The organism is Neotamlana nanhaiensis (assembly GCF_000943555.1).
Taxonomy (GTDB): Bacteria; Bacteroidota; Bacteroidia; order Flavobacteriales; family Flavobacteriaceae; genus Neotamlana; species Neotamlana nanhaiensis.
On record NZ_JTDV01000002.1, the window covers coordinates 210786 to 237060 of the forward strand.

At 35.4% G+C, this 26275-nt stretch carries 22 protein-coding genes; 3 read left to right on the forward strand and 19 right to left on the reverse strand.

Annotated features, from left to right (window positions below):
• The 6 genes from PK35_RS04100 to PK35_RS04125 all read right to left on the reverse strand — a co-directional run bounded on the left by PK35_RS04100 (position 1) and on the right by PK35_RS04125 (position 9231).
• Positions 1-3132 carry an efflux RND transporter permease subunit gene (locus tag PK35_RS04100; RefSeq protein WP_044625417.1) on the reverse strand — a complete coding sequence of 1044 codons (3132 nt, stop codon included), beginning with the start codon at positions 3130-3132 and terminating at the stop codon, positions 1-3.
• Between the two features lie 13 nt (positions 3133-3145).
• On the reverse strand, positions 3146-4270 hold the full coding sequence (locus PK35_RS04105; protein ID WP_044625418.1) for an efflux RND transporter periplasmic adaptor subunit: 1125 nt from the start codon (positions 4268-4270) through the stop codon (positions 3146-3148).
• Between the two features lie 13 nt (positions 4271-4283).
• On the reverse strand, positions 4284-4787 hold the full coding sequence (locus tag PK35_RS04110) for a GbsR/MarR family transcriptional regulator (RefSeq protein WP_044625419.1): 504 nt from the start codon (positions 4785-4787) through the stop codon (positions 4284-4286).
• A 232-nt stretch (positions 4788-5019) separates the two neighbouring features.
• Positions 5020-7461, reverse strand: a complete 2442-nt coding sequence (locus PK35_RS04115) for a helix-turn-helix domain-containing protein (RefSeq protein WP_044625420.1) — start codon at positions 7459-7461, stop codon at positions 5020-5022.
• A gap of 156 nt (positions 7462-7617) precedes the next feature.
• Positions 7618-8637 carry a phenylalanine--tRNA ligase subunit alpha gene (gene pheS / locus PK35_RS04120; RefSeq protein ID WP_044625421.1) on the reverse strand — a complete coding sequence of 340 codons (1020 nt, stop codon included), beginning with the start codon at positions 8635-8637 and terminating at the stop codon, positions 7618-7620.
• 237 nt (positions 8638-8874) lie between these two features.
• The gene (locus tag PK35_RS04125) at positions 8875-9231 is read right to left on the reverse strand and encodes a hypothetical protein (protein ID WP_044625422.1); all 357 of its coding nucleotides are present in this window, start codon (positions 9229-9231) and stop codon (positions 8875-8877) included.
• Positions 9232-9348: 117 nt separating this feature from the next.
• On the opposite strand from PK35_RS04125, the gene PK35_RS04130 reads away from it, so the two are divergent.
• Entirely contained in the window at positions 9349-9882 is a 534-nt protein-coding gene (locus PK35_RS04130; protein WP_044625423.1) for a CvpA family protein, read from the forward strand.
• On the opposite strand, the gene PK35_RS04135 is transcribed toward PK35_RS04130, so the two are convergent.
• The 13 genes from PK35_RS04135 to PK35_RS04195 form a co-directional block, all read right to left on the reverse strand.
• Complete coding sequence (locus tag PK35_RS04135) at positions 9879-10547, reverse strand: DUF2490 domain-containing protein (RefSeq protein WP_044625424.1); 669 nt, start codon at positions 10545-10547, stop codon at positions 9879-9881. The genes PK35_RS04130 and PK35_RS04135 overlap by 4 nt on opposite strands.
• Before the next feature lie 9 nt (positions 10548-10556).
• The gene (locus tag PK35_RS04140; protein ID WP_044625425.1) at positions 10557-11186 is read right to left on the reverse strand and encodes a carbonic anhydrase family protein; all 630 of its coding nucleotides are present in this window, start codon (positions 11184-11186) and stop codon (positions 10557-10559) included.
• Between the two features lie 44 nt (positions 11187-11230).
• Positions 11231-12823, reverse strand: coding sequence for a SulP family inorganic anion transporter (locus tag PK35_RS04145; RefSeq protein ID WP_044625426.1), 1593 nt, complete (start codon positions 12821-12823; stop codon positions 11231-11233).
• A gap of 89 nt (positions 12824-12912) precedes the next feature.
• Complete coding sequence (locus tag PK35_RS04150; protein WP_044625427.1) at positions 12913-13203, reverse strand: hypothetical protein; 291 nt, start codon at positions 13201-13203, stop codon at positions 12913-12915.
• A 61-nt stretch (positions 13204-13264) separates the two neighbouring features.
• Entirely contained in the window at positions 13265-14023 is a 759-nt protein-coding gene (locus PK35_RS04155) for a tetratricopeptide repeat protein (protein WP_044625428.1), read from the reverse strand.
• A gap of 28 nt (positions 14024-14051) precedes the next feature.
• Entirely contained in the window at positions 14052-15824 is a 1773-nt protein-coding gene (locus PK35_RS04160; protein WP_044625429.1) for a BatD family protein, read from the reverse strand.
• Between the two features lie 210 nt (positions 15825-16034).
• Positions 16035-16937 (reverse strand): tetratricopeptide repeat protein, encoded by a 903-nt coding sequence (locus PK35_RS04165; RefSeq protein WP_316930162.1) that lies wholly within the window; start codon positions 16935-16937, stop codon positions 16035-16037.
• 54 nt (positions 16938-16991) lie between these two features.
• Positions 16992-18029, reverse strand: coding sequence for a vWA domain-containing protein (locus tag PK35_RS04170; RefSeq protein WP_044625430.1), 1038 nt, complete (start codon positions 18027-18029; stop codon positions 16992-16994).
• 167 nt (positions 18030-18196) lie between these two features.
• On the reverse strand, positions 18197-19204 hold the full coding sequence (locus tag PK35_RS04175) for a vWA domain-containing protein (RefSeq protein ID WP_044625431.1): 1008 nt from the start codon (positions 19202-19204) through the stop codon (positions 18197-18199).
• Positions 19204-20856, reverse strand: a complete 1653-nt coding sequence (locus PK35_RS04180) for a BatD family protein (protein WP_044625432.1) — start codon at positions 20854-20856, stop codon at positions 19204-19206. Before PK35_RS04180 ends, PK35_RS04175 begins: the two co-directional genes overlap by 1 nt.
• 7 nt (positions 20857-20863) lie before the next feature.
• Positions 20864-21730 carry a DUF58 domain-containing protein gene (locus PK35_RS04185; protein WP_044625433.1) on the reverse strand — a complete coding sequence of 289 codons (867 nt, stop codon included), beginning with the start codon at positions 21728-21730 and terminating at the stop codon, positions 20864-20866.
• Positions 21731-21868: 138 nt separating this feature from the next.
• Entirely contained in the window at positions 21869-22870 is a 1002-nt protein-coding gene (locus PK35_RS04190) for an AAA family ATPase (protein ID WP_044625434.1), read from the reverse strand.
• Between the two features lie 189 nt (positions 22871-23059).
• On the reverse strand, positions 23060-24160 hold the full coding sequence (locus tag PK35_RS04195; protein ID WP_044625435.1) for a DUF4382 domain-containing protein: 1101 nt from the start codon (positions 24158-24160) through the stop codon (positions 23060-23062).
• Positions 24161-24343: 183 nt separating this feature from the next.
• Between PK35_RS04195 and PK35_RS04200 the strand changes: the two genes are divergently transcribed.
• On the forward strand, positions 24344-25096 hold the full coding sequence (locus PK35_RS04200; protein ID WP_044625436.1) for an SDR family NAD(P)-dependent oxidoreductase: 753 nt from the start codon (positions 24344-24346) through the stop codon (positions 25094-25096).
• A gap of 41 nt (positions 25097-25137) precedes the next feature.
• Positions 25138-26271, forward strand: coding sequence for an ATP-binding protein (locus PK35_RS04205; RefSeq protein ID WP_044625437.1), 1134 nt, complete (start codon positions 25138-25140; stop codon positions 26269-26271).
• Positions 26272-26275 lie beyond the last annotated feature (4 nt).

Consider the following 26275-nt stretch of genomic DNA (forward strand, 5'->3'; position numbering starts at 1 on the left):
TTATTCTTCAATTACGTTTTCTTCTGGTTTACCTGAAATTTTTTCTTGTAACCACTGGAACATTATAAATAATATTGGGATGATAAATACACCTAAAATGGTACCTATAAACATACCGCCGGCAGCTCCTGTACCAATAGATCGGTTACCTTCAGACCCAACACCTGTTGCTAAAACTAGTGGCATTAAACCAAGAATAAAGGCAAACGAGGTCATTAAAATAGGTCGTAAACGCGCCTTAGCACCATGTATGGCAGCATCAACTAAATTTTCACCATTACGTCTACGTTGCAATGCGAACTCTACAATTAAAATGGCATTTTTAGCTAATAAACCAACCAACATTACCAAGGCAATTTGGAAGTAAATGTTATTTTCTAACCCTGCAATTTTAGTTGAGAAAAAGGCTCCAAAAATACCAACTGGTAACGATAATAATACCGCTAATGGTAATAAATAACTTTCGTATTGCGCAGCCAGTAAGAAAAACACAAACACCACACAAAGTATAAATATTACCGTAGTTTGGTTTCCTGCATTAGATTCTTCACGCGATAACCCTGAATAAGCGACATCGAAATTTGATGGTAACTTCGCGGCTTCGGCATTTACAATGGCTAAGGCATCACCAGAACTAAATCCTGGATTTGAAGCTCCTGTTACTTTCGCCGAATTGTAAAGGTTAAAACGGGTTACCGATTGCGGACCGTAAACACGCTCTAAGGTTACAAATTCTGTAATTGGTGCCATTTCACCACTTCCTGTTTTTATATATAATTTATTTAAGGCATTAACATCGGCTCTATCTTCTGGCAACGATTGCACATACACACGGTATTGTTTACCAAATCGTGCAAAATCTGCGGCGTAAATTCCACCTATATATCCTTGTAAAGTTGAAAAGATACTACTTACCGAAACTCCAAGTTTTTTGGCTACTGGCACATTAATATCCATTTCGTATTGCGGATAATTGGTGTTAAATGATGTTTGACCATATTGAATTTCTGGATGCTGCATCAAACTGCCAATAAACTGTTGTGTAGCTTCATTTAATTCTTCAACACTTCCTCCAGATCGATCTAATAAATTCACCTCGAAACCTGCCGATAAACCAAACCCAGGAATACTTGGTGGCGCAAAAAATATCACTCTTGCTTCTGCAATGCCTGCTGCCATTCCAAACAGTTTTCCTGTAATCGCATTTAACGATTGGTCGTCACTTTCACGTTCGCTCCAGTCTTTCAATTTTATAAATCCAAAACCGTAATTTGTCCCTGCACCGTTAATTAAGCTTCGTCCGTTTACTACAGTGATTCCGTCGACACCAGGTATGTTTTTGGCTTGTTCGTAAACATAATCGGTAACTTCCTTGGTTCTATCCATTGAGGCTCCTGCTGGTAGCTGTACATCAATAAATAAAATACCACGATCTTCACTTGGTACGAAACCAGTTGGCGTAGTTGTTGCAGACCACCAAATACCAACACCTGCAAGAATTAAAATAGCAAAGGTTACTATTTTGTTTTTGTATAAGAATTGTAACGATCTGCCATAACGCTCGGTTGTTGCATTAAAGCCTCGGTTGAAGGCATCATAAAAACGCTGTAAGAAACTTTTGTTTTTATGCTCATCGTCATGCGATTTTAAGAATAACGCACACAACGCTGGACTTAATGTTAAGGCGTTTAATGCCGAAATTAAAATAGCCACAATTAAGGTTACACCAAACTGCTCGTAAAATACACCAGTTGGACCTTGTACAAAAGTTACTGGTACGAATACTGCAGCCATTACTAAGGTAATTGATATAATAGCTCCAGATATTTCATGCATCGCACCAAGCGTTGCTTTTTTGGCATTTTTCTCACCTTCGTCAATCTTGGCGTGTACGGCTTCCACTACCACAATGGCATCATCAACCACAATACCAATGGCCAGAACTAAAGCAAATAACGTTAAGAGGTTTATGGAATACCCAAATAAATTTAAGAAGAAAAACGTACCAACAATAGCTACTGGTACCGCAATAGCGGGAATTAACGTTGATCTAAAATCCTGTAAAAAGATGAATACTACTAAAAACACCAAGATAAATGCTTCAATAAGTGTATGTACCACTTTATCGATTGAAGCCGTTAAAAATAAATTGGTATCGAAAGGAATAAGCACTTTTATGCCTTCAGGAAAATCCTTTTCTAAACGTGATAATTCAGACTTAATGGTTTCAATAATTTCTTGGGCGTTAGATCCTGCCGTTTGAAAAATACCCATGTTTACACTTGGATAACCATTTGTAGAACCTGTTGTAGCATACGATTGTGAATCCAACTCAATTGAAGCCACATCTTTTAATCGTAAGTACTGTCCGTTATCAAGCGCCTTAATAATAATATCGCTGTATTGGTCTTCGGTTTTAAATCGTCCGCTATAACGAATGGTGTACGAGAACGATTCACCATTATTTTCACCCAACGAACCCGCTGCAGCTTCTAAACTTTGCTCTTGTAAAGCCGCTGTAATATCCGAAGGATTTAAACCGTAAGCTGCTAATTTTTCTGGCTTCAGCCAAATACGCATCGCATAATCTTGCGACGAAAATACATTTACATTACCCACACCATTTACACGTTGTAAATTCGGGATAACATTAATTTTTAAATAATTTTGAAGAAATGTGGCATCGTATTCTTCATTTTCAGAATAAAACGACATAAACATTAACGCCGATGTTTGCTGCTTTTGCGTAATTACCCCAGATTGTGTTACCTCTTGAGGTAATAATGGGTTGGCACGCGCCACACGGTTTTGTACGTTTACAGCCGCAATATCTGGGTCGGTTTCTTGGTCGAAGTACACGGTAATTTGCGCAGTACCTGCATTTGAAGCGGTAGAGGTGATGTAGGTCATACCCTCAACACCGTTTATTTGTTCTTCAATAGGTATTACCACACTTTCCATAATAGTTTCGGCACTCGCACCAGTATAATTGGCGGTTACTGTAATGGTAGGTGGTGCAATATCGGGATATTGCTCAATAGGCAATGAGGTAAGCCCCAAAACGCCTAATATGACTATAATAATTGAAATTACTGTTGATAAAACAGGTCTTTCTATAAAGGTTTTTAACATGTTTTTTGCTTGATTATTTAAACAACGGTGTTAACGGTTTTGTAATGCTATCAAAAGCCACTTCTTTTGGCGTAATTGGGGTATTGTTTCGTAATTTACCAACACCTGAAACAATAATTTTATCACCTGCTTCTACGCCAGACTCAATAACATATAAATTACCAACGCTACCTTGAATTTTAATGATTGTAGATTTTGCAGTATTGCTCTCATCTAACTTGTAAATTAAGATATCTTTTTGCTGCTCGAAGGTTGCCGATTGCGGTACCACAATAGCATCTTTATATTCGGTAGGAATGCGAATATTTCCACTATTTCCGTTGGTTAAAATCTCATTAGGATTTTTAAACGCTGCTCTAATTTTAATGGTTCCTGTATTTTGGTCGATTTGACCCGTAGTGGTTTGAATACGTCCCTTTTCGGAATACACTTCGCCGTTTGCCAATACTAAGCTAACGTCCGGACTATTTTTAATTCTTTCAGCTTTACTTTGTCCTTCCATTTTTTGAAGATAGCTAATGTACTGTGCTTCGTTTAGGCTAAAAAAGGCATACACTGTACTAATTTCACTAACCGTTGTTAACGGCGTTGTATCGCTTGGGCTCACTAAAGAACCTTCACGCAAGTTTATTGCACCTACATAACCATCTACCGGACTTTTTACTGTAGCGTAACCAATATTGGCATTTACACTGTTGTAGTTGGCTTTGGCTTGTGCTAAATTAGCTTTTGCGGTTTCTAATTGTACATTACTAATAATGCCTTTCTCTACAAGCGGTACCAACTTATCTACCTCTACTTGAGCAACATTTACACTCGCTTTTGCGGCATTAGCATCTTGCGATAAAGTTTGGGTTTCTAATTTAAAAAGCGGCTGACCTTTACGTACTTTTTCGCCTTCATCAACTAAAACCTTTTGTATGTAACCCGATGTTTTTGCACGAACATCACTGTTTACAATACCTTCAATATTCACAGGATATTCTTGGTAACCCGTAACGGTTGTTGTTTGTAATTCCGCCACAGGAAAAGTAGCAGGAGGTGCCGCTGCGGCTTGATTTGCTTGCTGATTGTCTTTACAGCTATTTAATATTAAAACACCTAATATTAAAATTATGGTTTGGTTAATTCTTGTCATAAAATTTTAATTGCTATTGTTTATTTTCGAGTTCTATAATTTTGTCTTTAAGTTTTGCAAGGGCGCTAATCGCTTCGTTTAAATACACGAGATAGTTATCATGAAAATCTAAATGAAACTGCAACTCTTCATCGCCGCCCATAGTGTCATTCATTTTCTCTTTGTAATCTTTTATTTCTAAGTGAAGTTGTTTTTGGCTTTCCCAAGTAGCTATGTTTTCATCTATACTTTGAATAATCATATCGCCATTAACAACAAAATACTTTTTGCGATCGCCTGGTTTTGTAAAATATTCTATCTTTTTTAAATCTTGAAGATGACTTAAATGCGTTGATATCGTGCTTTTACTGGCACATAAGTTGCTTACCAAATCTTCGAAGGTTACACCAACTTTTCCTGTTAGTACCACATACGATAAAATTCGCGCAGCAACTGGCGCTAATTGCTCTTTATTTTCGAACAAAACACCTAGTTTTTCTACCAATTTACATTTTTGTTTCTGTAGTTCTTCCGTCATCTTTCTTTAATTTAAGATGCAAAAATATGATTAGTTCGGAAAAAACCGAACTAAACGAAGTTAAAGTGTTGTTAAATAAATTTTAACAAGATGAATTAAGAGTATCACTGGGATAGTTGGTATTCTAATTAAGATGAAGGATGTAATATTTACTATTTTATCACCTTAAATATGGTTCTCGATACAATTCTTCGTGCCTTGGAATCACTTGAACCGACGTGACGAAGCATTTTTAACGCGATTCCAGCTCATTTAACACCAAACGCAGTTCACCGTAGCTGTATTTTTCATCGAGTTGATGCTTTAATTCTGAAAGATTTTCGAAGGTTTTGGTAGGAATAATTTCTTTAAGTTCGTTGTAAACGTCGAGAGACATTAAATCGGTAATTTTAATTTCGCCTGAAGGAATAAAAGTAACTAAATGACTAAAAATAGTGTTTTCGTTAAGTTCACGTTCATCTGCTATTTCATCAATGGTTTTTCCCTTTTTAAATAGTGCTAACGACTCTTTTTGACTATCACCTTTTTGTCGTTTTGGTTTTTTAGTTTCTGGCTCTGGAGTAACATCGTTTGTAACTTCAATATCATTTTCTTCCAAAAATTGTGTAACTACGTCTAAAATTTCATCGCCATATTTGTCTACTCGCGTTTTTCCCATGCCATGAATAGCAAGTAGTTCCTTTGTGTTAGTTGGGAGTAACTCACAAATAGCATACAAAGATTTTTGCGTAAATATTTGATAATGTATCAAGCCTTCACGTTCGGCAATGTCGTTTCTTAAAACCCGAAGTAGCTCGAACAAATCGACATTTACAGTACCATCAATAACTTGTTTGCGTTGCTTTTTAGGTTTTTCTTTAGCTAAAAACACCGCATCGGTGCGCAATTTTAAATAAAAACTCACACTGAAAGCATGTGGTAAACCTTTAAAATACAAGAGTTTTTCGGTTAACAATTCTTCAAGTGTATCCAGCTGTTTTTCTAGATCTTTTTCAACGGCTTTGTTATCGGTTGTAAAATTTAAAGCTTTTAAAGATGCCTCAATATTGGTTTTAGTTTGTTCGTTAAAATAGTTAACTGCTTTCGCAAAACGTTCTTGCATTGCTTCGCTAGTTTCAGGAATCTCGGTGTTACCAACTAAAGTTTGTAATTGGGTTTTAAAACCGTTACCGACTTTAAATAAATTTGCAACGGTATCCTTAATTGTAATTGCTGGCGCTTCAACGTTACCTTCAATACTTCCTCTGTTTTTATAAAAAATATCTAAAACACGATTGGTTGGATACAAAAACGCATAAAAATTGAATAATTCCGCAATTAAATCAAGCTGAAAATCGCGCTCCGAGGCCAATAAAACCTCCTCATCTGGTTCGTTATTTGCGGCTTCTTCGTTAAACGTTAGCACATGGCTATCGGTTATAATCTGCTGCGGTGAAATTTTACTTTTCAACACCAAGCCTTCCAAGGATTTACAACGACTTAACGCCACATATGTTTGTCCGTGTGCAAAAGCCGCCTCGGCATCTATAATGGCTTTTTCAAAGGTTAATCCCTGACTTTTATGAATAGTGATAGACCACGCCAATCGCAACGGTATTTGCGAAAAACTGCCTATTCGATCTTCGGTAATTTCTTTTGTCTCACTATTTACAGTGTATTTTATGTTTTCCCAAGTTTCGAATTTAGTCGTGATACTGAAATTATCCTGCGGACAACGCACCACGACTTCTTCTTTATTTAAAGCGATAACCTTACCTATTTTGCCATTAAAATATTCCTTTTCTTGAGAGCTATCGTTTTTTATAAACATAACCTGCGCGCCTACTTTTAACTCTAAAATAGCATCGTTAGGGTAAGCGTGCTCAGGAAAGTTGCCTTCAATAGCAGCTTTGTAGGTTTTGGGTTTTTCTTTTAAATCGGAAAGTTTTTGCTCGTTGGTTGCAATGGCTTTTCGGTTGTGTGTAGTTAGCGAAATGTAACCATCTTCATCGTTTGTTTCAAAATTTGGCTGAAACCTTTTATTGAGTTCATCGGCCGATTGTTGCGACAGGTTATTATTTCTAATTTCATTTAAAATGGTAATAAACACAGGGTTTTCTTGCCTGTAAATATGCTTTAACTCAATGCTTATGGCTTTACTTTGCTGATACGCCAGACTACTAAAGAAAAACGCATTTTTATAATAGGGTTGCAACAGTTGCCATTCGTTTTCTTTAATTACAGGTGATAGCTGTTGCAAATCGCCAATCATGAGCAATTGCGTGCCACCAAATGGTAACATTTTGTTTTTAAAACGACGTAAAACTTTATCGATACCGTCGAGCAAATCGGCACGAACCATACTTATTTCGTCGATAACCAAAAGATCGAGCGACTTAATAATATTGATTTTTGTTTTACTAAATTTTCGGCTAAACTGGGATGACTTTTGCAAATCGTCGTGCGGCAAAATAGGTCCAAAAGGCATTTGAAAAAACGAGTGAATCGTAACACCCTTAGCATTAATAGCTGCCACACCCGTTGGCGCCACAACCACCATGCGCTTATGGCATTCTTTTTTTAATTTATGAAGAAACGTTGTTTTACCCGTACCCGCTTTACCGGTTAAAAAAATATTGCGATTGGTTTTGGTAACAAAATTCCAAGCAAGGTCGAGTTCTTTGTTTTCCTTCATGTTTTAAAAATAGATGATGAAGATAACTTTAGTTTTAAGAAAAAACAAGATGTGATACTTTTCTGAATGAAAAAACCCTGAGGTTTTCAGGGTTTAGTTTCTGTTTATATTTTTTTGTGACCCTGAAACACATTCAGGGTGACAACTAATTTTGTTTTATAGTGCCGATTTAAACTGCTCTAAAAAGCGCACATCGTTTTCGCTTAATAAACGAATATCGCCTATTTGATGCAATAACATAGCAATACGATCGATACCAACACCAAAGGCAAAACCAGAATAGGTTTCGGTATCAATTTTACAGTTTGTAAGTACGTTAGGATCGACCATACCACAACCACCAATTTCTAACCAACCGGTTCCTTTGGTAATTTTATAATCGGTTTCGCTTTCTAATCCCCAATACACATCAATTTCTGCACTTGGTTCTGTAAACGGGAAATACGACGGACGTAAACGTATTTTACTTTTCCCAAACATTTCGGTTGTAAAGTGTTGCAAGGTTTGCTTTAAGTCGGCAAAACTTACGTCTTTATCAATGTACAAGCCTTCAATTTGATGGAAAAAACAGTGCGAACGAGCCGAAATAGCTTCGTTTCGGTACACACGCCCTGGCGAAATAGTTCGAATAGGCGGCTCGTTGTTTTCCATGTAACGCACTTGCACCGAACTGGTGTGTGTACGCAATAAAATATCTGGATTGGTTTGAATAAAAAAGGTATCCTGCATATCGCGTGCTGGATGATATTCTGGTAAGTTTAATGCGGTAAAGTTGTGCCAGTCGTCTTCAATTTCTGGGCCTTCACTTACGTTAAAACCAATACGTGAAAAGATATCGATAATTTGATTTTTTACGATTGATATCGGATGACGCGCACCTAATTGTACTGGTTGTCCTGGGCGCGATAAATCGCCGAAAACACCTTTTTCTTCTTCTTTACTTTCAAGCGCATCTTTAAGCTCATCTACCTTAGTTTGTGCTGTGGTTTTTAGCTTATTTATGGTTTGCCCAAATTCCTTTTTTTGATCGTTTGCCACGTTTTTAAACTCGGCAAAAAACTCATTAAGTAATCCTTTTTTTCCTAAATATTTAATTCGGAAGGCTTCTACCTCTTCTTTGGTTTCGGCTTTAAAGGCTTCGGCTTCTGCAATTAATTCTTTAATCTTGTCAATCATAGCTACATTATCGAAATGGTTGCAAATTTAGTGATTTTTAACCCGCTGAAACAAGTTTTATTTATCTTAAATGCCTTGGTTTGCACACTTAGTTTTAGCAAAATTGCATTTAAGAACGAATAAACAATGCCTTTTGCTGATGGGTTGCGTTAGGGATTGCAGCGGCATCCTTTTTTGAGGTTACGAGAAAAAGATATAGAGGAAAGCCCGACCGCGCCTTAACGAGGTAACGCCCATTTAATGAATATACTCGGTTTCGAGAAAATAGTTTACAATAGCTTCTTTCATTAAAACGCTTTGTTCGCCTGCTTTTAAATGCGGAAGTTGTTCGAGCATTTTATAATGTGGCCAACCATCGTCATCAACAAAATCGAGCTCGTAGTAGCCGTAAGGCGTGAGCAGCTTGCAAATCGCTATGTGCATGAGGTCGAGTTTTTGGTCTTTTTTAAACGTACGGTTTAATTGCCCGAGTTCCTGCAAGCCAATGAGGTAAATTATGGCGTCTAAATCTAACCTATCGCCATCGGCAAATTGATTGGATAGTTTTTGCACCAATAATTCCCATCGTTGTTTTAGTTGCTCGTCTCTTGACATTCTTTGTGTTTCAGGTTTCAGGTTTCAGGTTTCAAAGTTAGTGAATGGGTTTGTTAGTTGTTGCATTCGCCACAAAAAAGACGGAATTTATTTTATATTTGTTGAAACTAACAACTTATGGGCGTAATTGATATTGTTTTAGCTGCCGTAATTTTATTGGGGCTGGTTCGCGGATTTTTAAAAGGACTTTTTGTTGAAGTAGCTTCTCTCGTGGCTTTGGTTGCAGGCGTTTATGGCGCTATACATTTTAGTAATTTTGCTGCGGAATTTTTACAAACCAAAACCGATTGGGGTGAAAAAACCATTAATATTACCGCATTTGCCATAACTTTTGTGGTTATTGTTCTAGCGATTGCCTTGGCTGGAAAAGCCTTAACCAAACTTGCCGATTTTGCTGCCTTAGGTATTCTAAACAAACTGTTAGGTGCTGTTTTTGGAGCGCTAAAAATGGCTTTAATTTTAAGTGTTATTCTTAATATTTTTGATAAAATGAATAGCACAATTTCGTTTATTGACGACGATGATATTGAAAACGCTACGCTTTACAAACCTGTAAAAAGTTTAGTGCCATTGATTTTTCCGAAGCTTTTAAGTGAAGATGACACTGATACTCAGGAAAACAATGATGCTAATTTTACTCAAGAGTTTTAAAAATTCACGAAAGTGATTAGGTTTAATTGATCGCGGCTTGAGGTTTCGAAAAACTGATTCATATAACCCGCTTCTACCCGAACGTTTTTAGAAAAATTATAACCCAATCCACCGTAAAGTCGGTTACGATCGAAAATTGATGTTTTGGTGTTTAAAAATATTTCGTTGTAAGCCGAGAGATAAAATTTACTGTCTCCTGTTTCGGTTTTGCACAATGGTACTTTTGCTGCTAAAAAATACCGAAATCGCATTTTAAAATCGTCTTCAATAAAACGCTGTTCAAAACGGTAACGGTGACTCAACTTAACGCTTCCAATGCTTTGTTTTGATATAAATTGCTGATAAATACGATGCTCATTAACACTTAATTTATCATTGGTGTTTCCAACGTAATTTTCCGAAAGAATATAACCATAACCCATAAGCACATTGCTTTTACCCTCGTTAAAGGTGTACCCTAAACCAGTACGCAACAACAATTGTTCTAAATCGCCAATAGCATTATAATTTCTGTACTGCACTTCGTGGTGTAAATTCCATTTTTGGTTAAACTGTTTATTACCAAAATAAATTAACCAATTACCTAAATTGCTATCTTGAGCTATAGCAAAAAAAGGCAGCATCAATGCAATTATTAATGCTGCCCTATTTGTTTTATTTTTCATGCTATTCACTTATTCGTAAAAGGCTACTGCACCCGATGTTATATCGTACATAGCGCCAATAATTTTTATCTCGCCATTTTGTTCCATTTCAGATAAAATTGGGCTTTCTGCATGAATTCTATCAATTGTAAGTTCTACGTTCTTTTTAGAAACACTATCTACAAACTCTAAGTTTTTAGAATTACGTTGGCTTTCATCGGCAGGTTCGGTTACGGCTTGTACTGCTGGATTTATTTTCTCGATTAACTTGGTTAAATTACCCATTTCGGCATGATCGCAAGCGCCTTTTACAGCACCACAACTGGTGTGTCCTAAAACCACAATAAGTTTGGTTCCTGCTAGTTTACAAGCAAATTCCATGCTTCCTAAAATATCTTCGTTTACAAAGTTTCCTGCAATTCGAACGCTAAATATATCGCCTAAACCTTGGTCGAAAACCAATTCGGCAGAGACACGCGAATCGATACAACTTAAAATGGTTGCAAACGGAAATTGTCCTTCCTTTGTATCGTTTACTTGCTCTAAAAGGTTACGGTTTGCTTTTAAATTATTTTGAAAACGGATGTTCCCTTCTTTTAAAAATTGTAATGACTTTTCAGGCGTCATTGTAGCCTGTGTTTCTTTAGTATGTGCTTTCATAATGTGTTTTTTAATTTGTTAGACTTCCCTAAAAATTACTTTTATTAAAGTCTTATTTTATCGTTTTTGAAGAATTCCACAAAACTATCTGGGTTTTCTACTACGCCTTTTTGCGACACTAATTTAATGTTAATATTACGTTCTTGTGCCTTTAATAGAAAATCTTCAAGAATTTCAATAATATCGTTATCTAAGTACTTGGTATTTAAAACATTTAATTCTAGCATAGAATTTGAAGGAACGTTATCTAATTCTTTCAAAATTGCGCCTTTGTTAAAAAATGTTACTTCCTCCGACAAGGTCATCTTTATTTTTCCATCAGGAACATCTTCACCTTCTTTGTGTAAAAAGTGAGAGTTTTGATAATTTTTAAGTAAAACCACAAAAATACCAACTGCTAAACCTAAGCCAATACCTAGAAGTAAATCTCCTGTAATAATCATGAGTAAAACAGTCGCCATAAACGGTAACCATTGCTTCCAACCTAAACTAAACATAGCTTTGAATGTTGATGGTTTAGCCAATTTAAAACCAACAATAAATAAAACTGCTGCTAAAACAGCTAATGGAATTTGATTTAATAAAGTAGGTATTAAAATGATTGAAATTAACAAGAAAAAACCGTGTATAATAGCTGATAACTTCGTTTCTCCACCAGACTGAATATTTGCCGAACTTCGCACTATAACTTGCGTAATTGGCAAACCTCCTATTAAACCTGATAGAATATTTCCTGTTCCTTGCGCCAGTAACTCACGATTTGTTGGCGTTACATTTTTATGCGGATCTAACTTATCGGTTGCTTCAACACACAATAAAGTTTCTAAACTTGCTACTAACGCAATGGTGAAACCAGTTATCCACACTTCAGAATTTCCAATAACTCCAAAATTAGGGAAGGTAAATTGACCCATAAAACTATCAAAACTATCGGGTACTGGCACCGAAACCAAATGACTTTCATTAAGACCTAATGCACCATCTTTGGTAACCAAATAGTATACTATACCAACAACAACAGCCACTAAAGGCCCTTGAATAAGTTGAAATATCTTTCCTTTTTTGGACAAGACATTAGACCATAGTATTAAAATACCAATAGCCACAAGACCTATTACTGTAGCACCGATGTTTATATTTCCACTTAATAAGGCATTGATGTCACGAAGTAGCTCAGAAATTAAGTTATCCCAACCTACATTTAAAAAGTCAAATTTGCCTTCAATGGTTTTATCCATACCAAAAAAGAATCGAATTTGTTTAAGGATAATAATTATACCTATACCTGTTAACATTCCTTTTATTACTGAAGAAGGGAAGAAATAGCCTATGATGCCTAGCCGTAATACTCCAAATATGAGCTGAATAACGCCGCCTATTACCACGGCAAGTAAAAAATTTTTATATCCTAAAGAGGTTATCGCTACAAGTACAATAGCGGCCAAACCTGCTGCAGGACCACTAACACCAATATTAGAACCACTTAATGCCCCTACGACAATACCTCCAATAATTCCTGCTATTAATCCTGAGAATAGCGGCGCGCCACTAGCTAGCGCAATACCTAAACACAATGGTAAGGCAACAAAAAACACAACGATACTCGCTGGTAAGTCTTTTTTAATTGATTTAAACATATTATAATTTTTTTTGAATTCGTAAGTTCTTTTAAACTCGACGAAAACGGTTAAGTAATCAGTTTAGCATATAAAATGCTCAAGGTATCTTACAATATGTGTTGTTCTGGAGGCGGAGAAATAAGATTTAAATGAGGATTAGGGTAATTTTTAAAATAATATGCTATTTGAACTTCTGACGTTAAAGAAGCTAAATTTAAAGTTTCATGACTACTTTTGTTATACTGTAGTTTAATTTTACCGAGTTCTTCTTCTTCAGCTATATTATTATAAAACATTGAAATATCTATAGAGTCATCTATACTTGCAATAATTGTTGGTGCTGTAATAAAGGCCAACAATACAACTGAAAAGAATATAACAATTGTTTTTTTAGTCATGGTTTAGTTTGGTTGTTACACAAATATAACAATTCAAACCAATTATACCGTTAAAGATGTTTTAAAAATCTTTGAGTGTTTTTATATCATTTGCAGCTACCCAACCGGTTTTTCCATCGGCAAGTTTTATTTTTTTCCAACTCTCAAAAGTTTCAACAACTTGAACTTTGGTGCCTTCGTGTAGTCTAAAAGCTTCATCGCTATTTGGATTTGGCCCGCTTTTTATTTTACTTTCTTGCGCAAAAATAATGGCCGGATTATCTTTTTTATCTATATCAAATTTATAAAATGCAAAAGCTAACGTAATACAAACCAGTATTAAAGAAACAACACTGCCTATAAACGCTAATCGTTTTCGGTTTGTTGAATACGCAAAATAATATAGTAAGAATAAAAGAACGAATACAAAAACCATAGCTACAGCTATTTTTGCCCAAGTATCAAACGTGAATTTGTTTGCAAACGATTTTATAAATTTTGAAATACCTGAATCTGGCACCACATCAATCACATCGATAGTCATGTTTTGCGCGAAAGCGAGGTTGTTTTTAATATCGGCGTCGTTTGGTGCTAAGCGCAACGCCTTTTCGTAATAATAAATACTTGGCGCTATATTGTTTAATTTATAATTGGCATTACCGAGATTAAAATACAAATCGGCAGAATGATGTCCAGTTTCTAAAATAGCTTGGTAAGCATCAATAGCTTCGGCGTATTTAGCATCGTTGTAAAGCGCATTTGCTTTTTCGAATAACGCTGCGTTTTGACCAAAACTAAATGCCGATATAAAAACTACGAGTATGTAAATTATGTTTTTCATAAAATGCTTCACTTTGTTCAAAATGCTATTATTTTGCTTGCTTATCTATTAACGAAATGGTTTTGGCTGCCTTATCGTAATCATCTTGCATGGTAACAATATCTATTGGTGTATAGCGCGCTAATTCGCAACTTTGCAAAATGCTGTTAAAGTCTGTTATTACAGTTTCTTCAACGTCTTTTTCTTTTAATAATTCGTTTATTCTATCTTTACTTAATTCGCTTGTTTCAATATGTAATTTGGCTTTTAAGTAATTGTGTAATGCTTTTTCTAAAGCAATGTAAAACGCTTCTTTTTTACCTAACGATTTTTTGGCACTACTTAAATATTTTCTTGCCAATTTATCGGCTTTTCTAATTTTGTTTCCGTAAACATCGGCATCACGTTTAGCTTTTTGTTTTCCTATTAAAATAGCCAACGGAATTGCTAAAAATGGCAATAACAATAAGTACCAGAACAAATCTGTTTTAAAGAAATGACTTTGTTTTATGCTTGAAAACGTAGTATCGGTTTTTATAAAAGCAAACTGATTATCATTATAAACCACCGCTTGTTTGTTGTTATTTGCTGTATTATTTTCGTTAGAATTTACACCATTTGAAGGACCATTTAACACATCAATTACAATTTCATTTGATGACAAACGCTTATAACTTTCGGTTTTTAAATCGAAATAAGAAAATGAAATGTTTGGAATTGGGTACTTGCCTTTAAATTGAGGAACAACGGTATAACTATCGGAAATACTACCTTGCATACCAGCCAAATTAGTTTTAACATTTTCGGTATGTTCTGGTTCATAAACCTCTAACGAACTTGGTAATGTTACTTTAGGCAATTTAAATAGTTTTAAATTTCCGTTGCCACTAACACGAACGTTAAGCTGAAGCGATTCGGTAGCATCCAATTCGGTTTTTGAGGTAGATACATCAAACTTAAAATCACCAACAGCACCAGTAAAATCGGCAGGTTTACCAGCTTCTGGCAAAGCCTTTACGTTAATGGTTTTGTTTCCTGCTGAAATGGTTCTGTTAACTCGTGTCATAAGAAAACCTCCAAAAATATCGCGGCGGTTAGAAGGCACACGCATTGCAATATTTAAACTTAAAGGTTCTATGTTTAATTTTCCTGTTTTCTGCGGATATAATACTGTTTTTCGTAATACCAAAAAGCGATAATCTTCGCCGTTATAAGTGCCGTTTTGTACTTTCTGATTTTGCGTATCTATATTCTGACTCCAAAAATCGTTATAACGCGGACTATCAATTTCATTCCAATTATCAACCGCCACTTTTGGCGATACATATAACTTATAAACTACCGTTATAGCTTCATTTAAATACGGATTAGTTTTTGAAACTTCCGCAACTAAATGAATATTCTCTGCTGCTAAATAATTAGGATCGTTAGGGTCTTTTGGAATATCTACTGCCGCAGTAACTTCTACTTTTATTGGCGTAGTTTTATAAGTTTCTCCCTCAATATTAATAGTAGCTTGACTAATGGTAAACGTACCTCTACTTTTTGGAGCTAAAAAATAGCTATATGTTTTTTTGTAAGAACGCACACCTTGTACCCAAGAATTACTAACCGATTGATTTGGCCCACCAACAATCGTAAAATTTGAAAAATCTGGTGGATTAAAATTATCGCCATCTTGATTCATTTCAAAATCTATTCGTAAACGTTCGTTTACACCCAACTTTTGCTTGCTCGCTTTAGCTTCAAATTTTACTTGAGCCGCAGCAAATGTTGATGCCATTACGATGAATAAAACAGCTATGTAATTTTTTATATGCATTTTTATTTTAATGAGATGCTTCGCTTTAATTCGCTTAGCATGACAATTCGTTTCTTTTAACTTTAGTTTTTAAGATGCTTCGACTGCGCTCAGTATGACATCTTATTACTTATTCTTACTTTGGACTTCGACAAGCTCAGTCTGACAGGTTTTGTTCCTTTACATCTTTTTAAAATTCCAAATTCAGTCTTCAGTCTTCGGTCTTAAAACCTACCAATCTTTTTCAGTTTTTACTTTTACGCCTTTTTGCTTTTCGGCATTTATTTTTTCTTGAACCTTTTGTTCTTGGTTATTCATGGCTTCTAGCAAGTTTTTAATTTGCTGTGGCGATAACTGTCCTTGTTGTGGTTTGGGTTGTTGTTGCTCTTTCTTATCATCTTCACCCTTATCGCTTTTATCTTGTTTTTCATCTTTTGGCTTGCCGTTTTCATCTTTTTCATCATCGCCTTCCTTTTTATCGTCTTGCTCGCCTTCTTCGTTTTTATCTTGATTTTTATCGTTATCGCCCTCGTTTTCCTTGTTTTCGTCCTGCTTTTCGTTTTGGTCTTGCTTATCTTCTTTGTCTTCGTTCTCCTTATTTTCGTCTTGCTTATCTTGATCTTGATTTTTATCCTCTTGATCTTGCTGCTGTTTAGCGCACTCTTTGGCAAGTCCTAAGTTGTAACGCGTTTCGTCGTCGGTTGGATCGTTTCTTAAAGCATTTTTATAAGCTTCAACAGCTTCTTTACACTTTTTATTTTGCATTAAAATATTTCCAATATTGTGAAATGCACTGTGTTTTTCTTCTTTTGAAGTTGAAAGATTTGCAGCTTGTTGCAAACGATACAAAGCTTCGTCAAAATTACCTTTGGTTATATAACTTGTGCCTAAATTATAAGCACCTGCTTTGGTTGAAGCTTGCTGAGATAAGGCCTTACGGTATTCCATTTCGGCTGAGACAAAATTATCTTCGTTTAATAACGTATTGCCTTCGTACACAAAGTTATTAGCTTTCTTCATGGCTAATAATTGTGCTTTTTCGGCGTCTTCTTGTGCAAAAGATATCGCCGAGATTAATAGGGTTAAAACTAGTAGTAAACGCTTCATTTCTTCATTTAAATTTAAAAAACTCATCTTTTTTAGGCGTTAAAAAAATGATAAAAGTTAATGCCTTGATTTGCTGAATATTTAAAAATTCTCGTTAAACAGGTTCAATTTTTTCAACCAAGCTGTTTTTCGTTCTAATAAAAACACATCTAATAGCAAAAAGAAAATACCAAAGCCTAAAAACCATTGAAATTGGTCTTTAAAATCGGCAAATTGTTTGGCTTCAAACTCGGTTTTATCCATGGTGTTTAAAATTTCACGAATATTTTCTACCACATTGGCGGTGTTTTTTCCGTTAATATAAGCGCCATTGGCTGCCGAAGCAATGTTTTTAAGCGTGTTTTCGTTAAGTTTGGTTATTACGGTTTCGCCTTGGCTATCTTTTTTATAATTTAAAACTACACCGTTTCTTTTTTCGGGAATTGGTCCGCCTTTTACATCGCCAACACCAATGGTAAAAATGCGTACACCTTCGTCGTGTGCAGCTTCGGCAATGGCTTCGGCTTCTTGCCCGTGGTCTTCACCATCAGAAATTATAATTAATACGCGGTTGGTTTGTTCTTCGTCATCAAAATAGGTTGATGCTAATTTTATAGCTTCGCTAATGGCTGTTCCTTGCGACGACAACATATCGGTATTCATGCTTTGTAAAAACATTTTAGCCGAAGCATAATCAGTTGTAATTGGCAACTGCGGAAATGCGGCGCCTGCATAGGCAATAATACCAACGCGATCGCTAGCTAAATTATTTACAATTTGAGTTACTAATTGCTTCGATTTTTCTAAACGGTTTGGCGCAATATCTTCGGCCAACATACTTTTAGATACATCGATGGCAAATACAATATCGACACCTTCCCGCTTTACCGTTTCTAACTTTGTACCAATTTTAGGATTTACTAGAGCTAACGACAAACATAAAAACGCCAAACTTAAAACCACTACTTTTAAAACGGTTTTAAAGGTTGATTTATTAGGGCTTAATTTTTTAAGCAAAGCCTTGTCGGCAAACTTGTTTTGAGTTTTGTATCTCCAGAATTGAAGACCCAAAAACAGCAAGATTATTACCGGAATAATAACCAGCGTCCAGAACCATATTTTCTCTTCTAATTGATACATTTCTTTTTTAGTTTACAGTTTACAGTTGCAGTAAACAGTTAATTTTTGTTTGTTATTCTGAACTTGTCTCAGAATCTCAGTTTATTTTGAACTAAATTCATTAAGATCCTGAAACAAGTTCAGGATGACAGTTTTATGTTATCGCTTTCGCGGAAATTAAAAACTCATTATATAAAACTTCTAAAAACCGTGTTTCGCAATAACAATTCAATCAATAACAATAATCCGGCAATTAATACTAACGGACGGAATTTTTCTTCGTAATTGTAAAACTTAAATTCTTCTATTTCGGTTTTTTCGAGTTTGTTTATTTCTTCATAAATATCTTCTAGCTTCTTATTATTTGTGGCTCTAAAATATTTTCCGCTAGTTACTTCGGCAATTTCCTTTAGTAAGGTTTCGTCAATTTCAACTTGAATTCTTCCGTATTGAAAATTACCCGTTCTTGGGTCGATACCAACGGGAGACATCGCCATTCCGTTAGTTCCTAAACCAATGGTATAGACTTTTATGCCATATTCTAAAGCTAGTTCGCTTGCAATTTTAGGATCGATAAATCCGGAATTGTTTACACCATCCGTCAATAAAATAATAACTTTACTAGTGGCTTTACTATCTTTTAAACGATTTACCGAAGTGGCTAAACCCATACCAATGGCTGTGCCGCCTTCAATTATATTATTATATTTTATACTACGTAACGCACGTAACACAATGCTTTTATCGCTTGTAATTGGTGTTTTGGTGTAACTTTCGCCTGCATATTCTACCAAACCAATACGATCGTTAGGGCGCCCTTTTATAAACTCTGAGGCTACATTTTTTAGTGCTTCCAATCGGTTTGGGCGTAAATCTTTAGCCAACATACTCGCCGAAACATCGATAGCCATAACAATATCGATACCACGAGTGGTTTTTGTTTTTGTAGACACATCAACCGTTTGTGGTCGTGCTAAAGCGGTAATTAAAAATACCAGAGCTACTAGACGCAACACAAACAACACGTGTTTAAATTTTGGCAACCACGAATTGGTAATTTTAAAGCCTTTTAAGCTCGACATTTTTAACTCGGCTATTTGCTTTTTGTTTTTAAAAACGTACCAAATAATAGCCAATGGCAGCGCCAACAATAACCAGAAAAATTCTTTATTTACAAACTCAATGCCTTCTAACATTATGCTTCTTCTTTTTTAAGTTCTATTGAATTTATAATACGCTCCACAATTTGTTCTGCATAAGTATCATCGCTTGGCGATGTTATAATAACTTGCTGCAACACATTATCTGATGCAAAATGAAGCATCACATATTTAGCATCAACAAAATTGCCCGATTTAAGTATATCGATTTTTAATGTCCCGTGTGTTTTAACACCTTCGGCACCATTTGGCGTAGTAAATTTTTCTTGAAGCGTAACGATATCCTTTACACCTTGAGCTTCCATCGATTTTAAACTACCTTCAATAGCTTTTTCAACATCTATACCACCTTCTGGCGCTTGTGCCATAACCGTTGTACTTACCACAACACTAAATTCATCGAGTAACGTACCATAAGCAAATGTGGTTAATTGCATCTGTTGTTTTAACTCGTCGGGAACTGGTGTTTGTACACGTTGTAAAACTTTTGGAGTCGAAATTGAAATTGGCGGCACACCATAATCGCTGGTTACCCAAGTGCCTTCTAACAACTCTTTACTATCGTGCCCTAAAATGGTATCTTTTACATAACCAAAACCGTATTTTACCGAAAAACCAGCAAAAGTTGCACACAATAAAAACACAGCTATACCAGCGGTTAACCATATTTTTTTGCGTTTCTTTTTTGCTTCTAACGCTTCGCGGTATTGTTCATCGAGAAGTTTTTCTTCTTCGGTTGGTTCTGGCAACGCTTCTTTAACGTGATCAATTTCTACATCAATGGTATTTCTATCTAGTTTTGCAAGCTCGATATCTGGTGCAGACTTTGCGAATTTTACTAAATCGGCACGCTTTAAAATGCTTTCTAAGTTTTTAATATCGTCGTTACTTAAATCGACTTGATTACCTTGTTTTAGTAATTTTAATCTATCTATTAACTCGTCGGTAGTACTTTCTAAAGCTCTGTCGTAAACTTTTTCGTCGAGATATTTACGGATGATGAATGTTAAATCGGAATAATAATCTTTTAAATTCTCTTCTTCTAAATACGTACTTTCATCAAGTTTTTTAAGTGCTAATTTGGCACGATCGTACGGCGGCAATAAAGCAATTTTTTCTTCTTCGGTTAGCGGTTTTTTACGCCAAATAAACCAATATAAAAGGGCAGTAATTACAGCTATTATTAATAAAACAATAAGCGCCGTTTTCCACCAATCGCCACTGCTTTTTTCTACACCAATAATTGGTTTTATATCGTAAAGCCCTTGTTTGGTTGTGTCGACCACTACATTATTAACCTCAACTTTTAATGAATCGGTTAAAAAAGCTTTATCGGTAATTATTATTTTTTGCTGCGGAATGGTGTACGTTCCAGAGTCGAACTGTGTTAATCCGTATTTTTTAATGAGGTTGTACTTGTCACTTTTTTTAAGTGTATCAATTGGATAAAATTCGATAACTTCTAATGGTGAAAACGATTGTCCTTCCGGGAAAACCACTAAATTCGTGGTATCGGTTTCTACCTCAACTTTAAACGTAATTTGCTCACCAATTTTGATTGATGTAGAATCGATTGAAGATTTTACTTGAGCATTCAAGAAAAAAGAAAATAGAATACAGAACAAAGACAATACAAGTGTTTTGGATTGCTTTGATTCAAAATTCATCATTCGTAATTCGTAATTCATCATTCGTTTATCCTCTTCGTTTAAAATAACCTAATAGTTTTTTTACATAACTTTCATCTACACGACAATCCATACTTCCTGCTCCCGATTTATTAAAACTTTCCTTATAATAATCGACTTTTTCTTTATAAAACTTGGCGTAATTCTGTCTTACTTTTTTCGATGATGTATTTACCAACATAAGCTCGCCTGTTTCTTCATCTTGCATTTGCACAACACCTAAATTTGGTATGTTTTCTTCGCGAGCATCATAAATTCTTATTCCTGTAACATCGTGTTTTCCTGCTACAATTTTCATGGTATGATGGTAATCATCTGCAATAAAATCGGACAACACAAATACAATGGCTTTCTTTTTCATAACGCTTGATAAAAAACGCAACGCTTCAGCCACATTGGTTTGTTTACTTTCGGGTTCAAACTCGATAAGCTCACGTATAATGCGCAACACATGCGAACGCCCTTTTTTAGGCGGAATAAACAGTTCGACTTGATCGGAAAATAAAATCAAGCCAATTTTATCGTTGTTTTGAGTTGCCGAAAATGCTAAAGTTGCCGCAATTTCGGTTACCACTTCGTTTTTAAATTGCTGATTGGTACCAAACATTTCGGAACCTGAAACATCTACCATAAGCATCATGGTGAGTTCGCGTTCTTCCTCGAAAACTTTTATGTAAGGCTCGTTATAACGAGCGGTTACATTCCAATCTATATTTCGTACGTCGTCTCCAAATTGATACTGGCGAACTTCAGAAAAAGTCATACCACGACCTTTGAAAGTCGAATGATATTCGCCTCCAAAAATATGATCAGACAAACGGCGTGTCTTAATCTCAATTTTACGTACTTTTTTTAGTAATTCTTTAGTATCCATCTATTCAGTAAACAGTATTCAGTCGCAGTATTCAGTCGCAGTTTTCAGTCGCAGTATTCAGTTATCACAAACTATTTATACAGTATTCAGAATTATAGAAAGCAACTGCAAACTGCTACTGAACACTGCAAACTATTTTTATGGTACTTCAATCTCGTTTACTATTTTGTTGATGATATCAACGGAAGTTATATTTTCAGCTTCAGCTTCATAAGTAATACCTATTCTGTGACGTAACACATCGTAAACTACGGCACGTACATCTTCTGGAATTACATAACCACGACGCTTAATAAAAGCATAACATTTTGCTGCTGTTGCTAAGTTAATACTACCACGTGGCGATGCACCAAACGAAATAAGCGGCTTTAAATCTGGAAGTCTGTATTTTTCTGGATAACGTGTTGCGAAAATAATATCAAGAATATATTTTTCAATTTTCTCGTCCATATACACTTCGCGTACGGCTTGTTGGGCTCTTAAAATGGTATCGGTAGTAATTACCGATTGTACTTTTTCCCAAGCACCTTTTAAATTGGCACGCATAATTAATTGCTCTTCGGCAATTTTTGGGTAATCGATTACCGTTTTTAGCATAAAACGGTCAACTTGCGCTTCAGGTAACGGGTATGTTCCTTCTTGTTCCACTGGGTTTTGGGTTGCCATTACTAAAAATGGCTTATCTAATGGGAAGGTTTCATCGCCAATAGTTACTTGTTTTTCTTGCATTGCTTCAAGTAAAGCGGCTTGCACTTTTGCTGGTGCACGGTTAATCTCATCGGCAAGAACAAAGTTTGCAAAAATAGGCCCTTTTTTAATTGAGAAGTCGTTATCCTTCATATTATAAATTAGGGTTCCTGTAACATCGGCAGGTAATAAATCGGGCGTAAACTGTATACGACTAAACGTACCATCAACGGCTTGAGATAGCGTATTAATTGATAGCGTTTTTGCTAAACCAGGCACACCTTCAAGTAAAATATGTCCGCGACCTAATAAACCAATAAGTAATCGCTCAACCATGTGTTTTTGACCAACAATTACCTTGTTCATTTCTAACATAAGTAAGTCTACAAAAGCACTTTCTTTTTCAATTTTCTCATTAATGGTTTTAATATCAATAGTCCCTGTTTCTTCCATCATTTTTATTTTTTAATAAAGCACGAATATAATGCCCTAATTTGAGCATTGCAAATTGTTAAAATTTTTCGTTTATCCTTGTTAACAATTGGTTAAAATATTGATAGTTGCTGACTTGCGTTGATTGCAAAGAAAAAGCGCAATACTAAAAGATATTGCGCTAATTTTTATTAAAAAATGAAAACTTGCTTATTCTAAAACTAAAGCTGCATCAACAATTTCCATTTCTTCAGGTTCAAGAGTAATAGTAAATTCTTGAGTTAAATATCCTGCAGCAGTAATTGACACAATGTAATCGCCAGGAGTTACATTTTCAATAACAAACTCACCACTGGCATTGGTTTCAATACTTGTTGTGTTTGCATCATTAATTGAAATTGTTGCTAAAACGCCATCAGCCAAACCAGATATTGTTCCACTTATGGTTCCTGATTTATGCATTAGCTCTATTGGGTCTGGAATTGTAGTAACTTCTCCATTTACAACAGTTACATCAGTTTTTGAACCCTCATTGTAATTAGTACCATCACTAACCGGAGTTACAACAACATCGTAAGTTCCCGCTGGAACACCCCATAAAGCAAAAGAGCCTGCATCATCGGTGTAAGCTGTAATTACATAATCATCTGTTGGATCATCATTACCCATATCATCTACTAAAACCGAAGCTATTGCCGGCACATCTGATGGGGTTATGCTACCTTGAATAATTCCTGAATTAACCTCAGCGCTAACATATAATACAGGTTTTAAAATAATGTTATCTGAATTTCCTGCCATTACTATTGATTTTTCAACATCAAAGTCTAACACAAAATCATACGTATAGCCCTCTTCAATAATGGTATTAACTTTAAGTTTTAAACCTGATTGTTGTGCGCTTGGTGTTTTTAAATCGAATTCATTCAATTCGCTGTTGTCACCTTCAATAACTATAGTGTTTCCATCTCCTAAAACTAATCTCATTTGACTCAAAGTACCAGCTGGAATCGGATATCTATCAACCAAAACTTTGCTTATTCCTCCTGTGAAATCAAGAAGATTAACCGTTTCGTTGTTCGCTTCAAGTGAAATCCAACCTTCGTCGCTATTACTGTCGTCATTCATTTTTACCATAACATCCACAACCTCAACATTAACAGCTTCAAAATCCCCCGGTCCATCTACTAATTTTACGCTAATTTTTGGTTCGCCTTGGCTGATACTAGAAGTTTCATTTTCATCACAGGAAAAAAAGAAAGCTAAAGCGATAATTGGAATTATGAATTTGAAAGATTTTAAAATACTCATAGTATATGTTTTTTGTTTTATAATAGCATATAAGGCTTGAAATTACCACATAGACCATATTAACAAAATTATAACAATCACCCAATTAACAAATCACTGACAACCATAAACTTAACTATAATTTACTTTTACAATCTTATTTTAATTAAGTTTTAAGTATTTTTAGTTAAAATTAAATCTAAAATGAAAAAAACCGCCCTAATTACAGGTGCAACCAGTGGTATTGGCGAAGCTACCGCCTACGAATTTGCCAAACAAGGCATTAATTTAGTGCTTTGCGGCAGACGCTTAGCTAAACTAAAAACTATTAAAGAAGATCTGGAACAGTTAACCCATGTACACCTTTTAAATTTTGATGTAAGCAATAAAAATGCTGTTTTTAAAGCTATAGATAGCCTACCAAACGCTTTTAAACACATAGACATCTTAATTAACAACGCCGGTAATGCGCACGGACTTGACCCAATAAACGAAGGTTCTGTTGAAGATTGGGATGCCATGATGGATATTAACGTAAAAGGTTTGCTATATGTGAGTAAAGCCATCATCCCGCAAATGACCGAACGAAAATCGGGACACATTATTAATATCGGCTCTTCGGCAGGTAAAGAGGTTTACCCAAAAGGCAATGTGTATTGCGCCAGTAAGCATGCGGTTTTAGCAATTACTGAAGGTATGCGCGTCGATTTAAACCCATACAATATAAAAGTTAGTGCTGTAAGTCCTGGTTTAGTTGAAACCAATTTCTCGAAAGTTAGATTTAAAGGCGGAAAAGAAGCCGATAATGTTTATAACGGCTTTCAAGCTTTACAAGCTAAAGACATTGCCGAAATTATATATTTTGTAGTGTCTAGACCAAATCATGTAAATATTGCCGATTTGCTAGTGTTTCCAACAGCTCAAGCGAATAGCGTAACTGTAAAAAAGGAGTTTTAAACTTTAAAAATTAAGATTCCTGCTTTCGCAGGAATATAGCTATGATCAACAAACGCCTTCTTATTAAACATTTGCTCGCTCATAACGACGAAAACAGTTTTTATGATAAAAAGCGACAAATTGATATTAGCCAAAAAGAAGGTAAAGCAAAGTTTTTAAAGCACATTTGTGCCTTATCAAACAGCAATCCTAAAAACAACTCGTACATCGTTATTGGTGTTGAAGATACCGATAATAGTATTATTGGTGTCGATTTTTTTGATGATAGCAAAATTCAAAATTTAATTAACGCCTATTTAAGTCACCCGCCCATTGTACAATACGAAAACATTGCGTTTCCGCATTTACCGCACGATAAAGTAGTCGGTTTAGTTACCATTAGGCCAACAGGAACCATTACCTCGCTTAGAAAAAACATCTGGAAATATTACGGCGGATCGGTGTTTTTTAGAGACGGCAGTATAAGCATGCCTAAAGTGTTCGATATTGAAATAAAAGATGTAAACTCCGCACAAGTTGCAGCCATTGAAAACAATTCGCAAAACAATATTGAACATACTTTGGATGGTGTTATGGAGTTTATGAATGCGCGCACCGATTACAGCCCGCAGTATAAAGTGTTTAAAGAGTACTTTGTGGTGTGTTGGGCAGGACAAAAAAAGGTTGTTAAAGACGAAATTTTCTTTTCGCGTGTAGATATTGAACTGATAAACGAACAAGTAAAGCTCTTTTTTTCGGCTTTAGATGAAGTTTCTATTTTTTACGACGATAACACCTTCAAAATTATTGAATATGTGCGCTTAGGGTTTCAAGATTCTTATAAATATTATCAATTAGAAGAAACCATCATCAACTTTCAAGATAATGCCAGTTACAACATTGAAACCACCTTACTATTCCAACCGCCACAATTCGATAAAAAAATCCTCTTTCATATTTACAATAATAACAACGCGCTTTTAAGTAAATTAAAAAAAGGTTTACAACTAACACCTCGTGAAGAAGCCGATTTAAAAAACCTTCCATCAGCCTATTTAATTTGCTACTTAAACCTGTTTCATGAAGCGGTAGGCAAATTACACGAAGCCAAACCATACCTCAAAAAACACAGCTCCGAACTTTATAATTACTACAAAGAATCGGTTAGAATTTTAAGAAAAGTAAAATACAGTTAAACGG

Bases quoted from the DNA above. Each gene is read 5' to 3' on its own strand.
- PK35_RS04100 (WP_044625417.1), bottom strand. From the start codon at position 3,132: ATGTTAAAAACCTTTATAGAAAGACCTGTTTTATCAACAGTAATTTCA.
- PK35_RS04105 (WP_044625418.1), bottom strand. From the start codon at position 4,270: ATGACAAGAATTAACCAAACCATAATTTTAATATTAGGTGTTTTAATA.
- PK35_RS04110 (WP_044625419.1), bottom strand. From the start codon at position 4,787: ATGACGGAAGAACTACAGAAACAAAAATGTAAATTGGTAGAAAAACTA.
- PK35_RS04115 (WP_044625420.1), bottom strand. From the start codon at position 7,461: ATGAAGGAAAACAAAGAACTCGACCTTGCTTGGAATTTTGTTACCAAA.
- pheS (WP_044625421.1), bottom strand. From the start codon at position 8,637: ATGATTGACAAGATTAAAGAATTAATTGCAGAAGCCGAAGCCTTTAAA.
- PK35_RS04125 (WP_044625422.1), bottom strand. From the start codon at position 9,231: ATGTCAAGAGACGAGCAACTAAAACAACGATGGGAATTATTGGTGCAA.
- PK35_RS04130 (WP_044625423.1), top strand. From the start codon at position 9,349: ATGGGCGTAATTGATATTGTTTTAGCTGCCGTAATTTTATTGGGGCTG.
- PK35_RS04135 (WP_044625424.1), bottom strand. From the start codon at position 10,547: ATGAAAAATAAAACAAATAGGGCAGCATTAATAATTGCATTGATGCTG.
- PK35_RS04140 (WP_044625425.1), bottom strand. From the start codon at position 11,186: ATGAAAGCACATACTAAAGAAACACAGGCTACAATGACGCCTGAAAAG.
- PK35_RS04145 (WP_044625426.1), bottom strand. From the start codon at position 12,823: ATGTTTAAATCAATTAAAAAAGACTTACCAGCGAGTATCGTTGTGTTT.
- PK35_RS04150 (WP_044625427.1), bottom strand. From the start codon at position 13,203: ATGACTAAAAAAACAATTGTTATATTCTTTTCAGTTGTATTGTTGGCC.
- PK35_RS04155 (WP_044625428.1), bottom strand. From the start codon at position 14,023: ATGAAAAACATAATTTACATACTCGTAGTTTTTATATCGGCATTTAGT.
- PK35_RS04160 (WP_044625429.1), bottom strand. From the start codon at position 15,824: ATGCATATAAAAAATTACATAGCTGTTTTATTCATCGTAATGGCATCA.
- PK35_RS04165 (WP_316930162.1), bottom strand. From the start codon at position 16,937: ATGAGTTTTTTAAATTTAAATGAAGAAATGAAGCGTTTACTACTAGTT.
- PK35_RS04170 (WP_044625430.1), bottom strand. From the start codon at position 18,029: ATGTATCAATTAGAAGAGAAAATATGGTTCTGGACGCTGGTTATTATT.
- PK35_RS04175 (WP_044625431.1), bottom strand. From the start codon at position 19,204: ATGTTAGAAGGCATTGAGTTTGTAAATAAAGAATTTTTCTGGTTATTG.
- PK35_RS04180 (WP_044625432.1), bottom strand. From the start codon at position 20,856: ATGAATTACGAATTACGAATGATGAATTTTGAATCAAAGCAATCCAAA.
- PK35_RS04185 (WP_044625433.1), bottom strand. From the start codon at position 21,730: ATGGATACTAAAGAATTACTAAAAAAAGTACGTAAAATTGAGATTAAG.
- PK35_RS04190 (WP_044625434.1), bottom strand. From the start codon at position 22,870: ATGGAAGAAACAGGGACTATTGATATTAAAACCATTAATGAGAAAATT.
- PK35_RS04195 (WP_044625435.1), bottom strand. From the start codon at position 24,160: ATGAGTATTTTAAAATCTTTCAAATTCATAATTCCAATTATCGCTTTA.
- PK35_RS04200 (WP_044625436.1), top strand. From the start codon at position 24,344: ATGAAAAAAACCGCCCTAATTACAGGTGCAACCAGTGGTATTGGCGAA.
- PK35_RS04205 (WP_044625437.1), top strand. From the start codon at position 25,138: ATGATCAACAAACGCCTTCTTATTAAACATTTGCTCGCTCATAACGAC.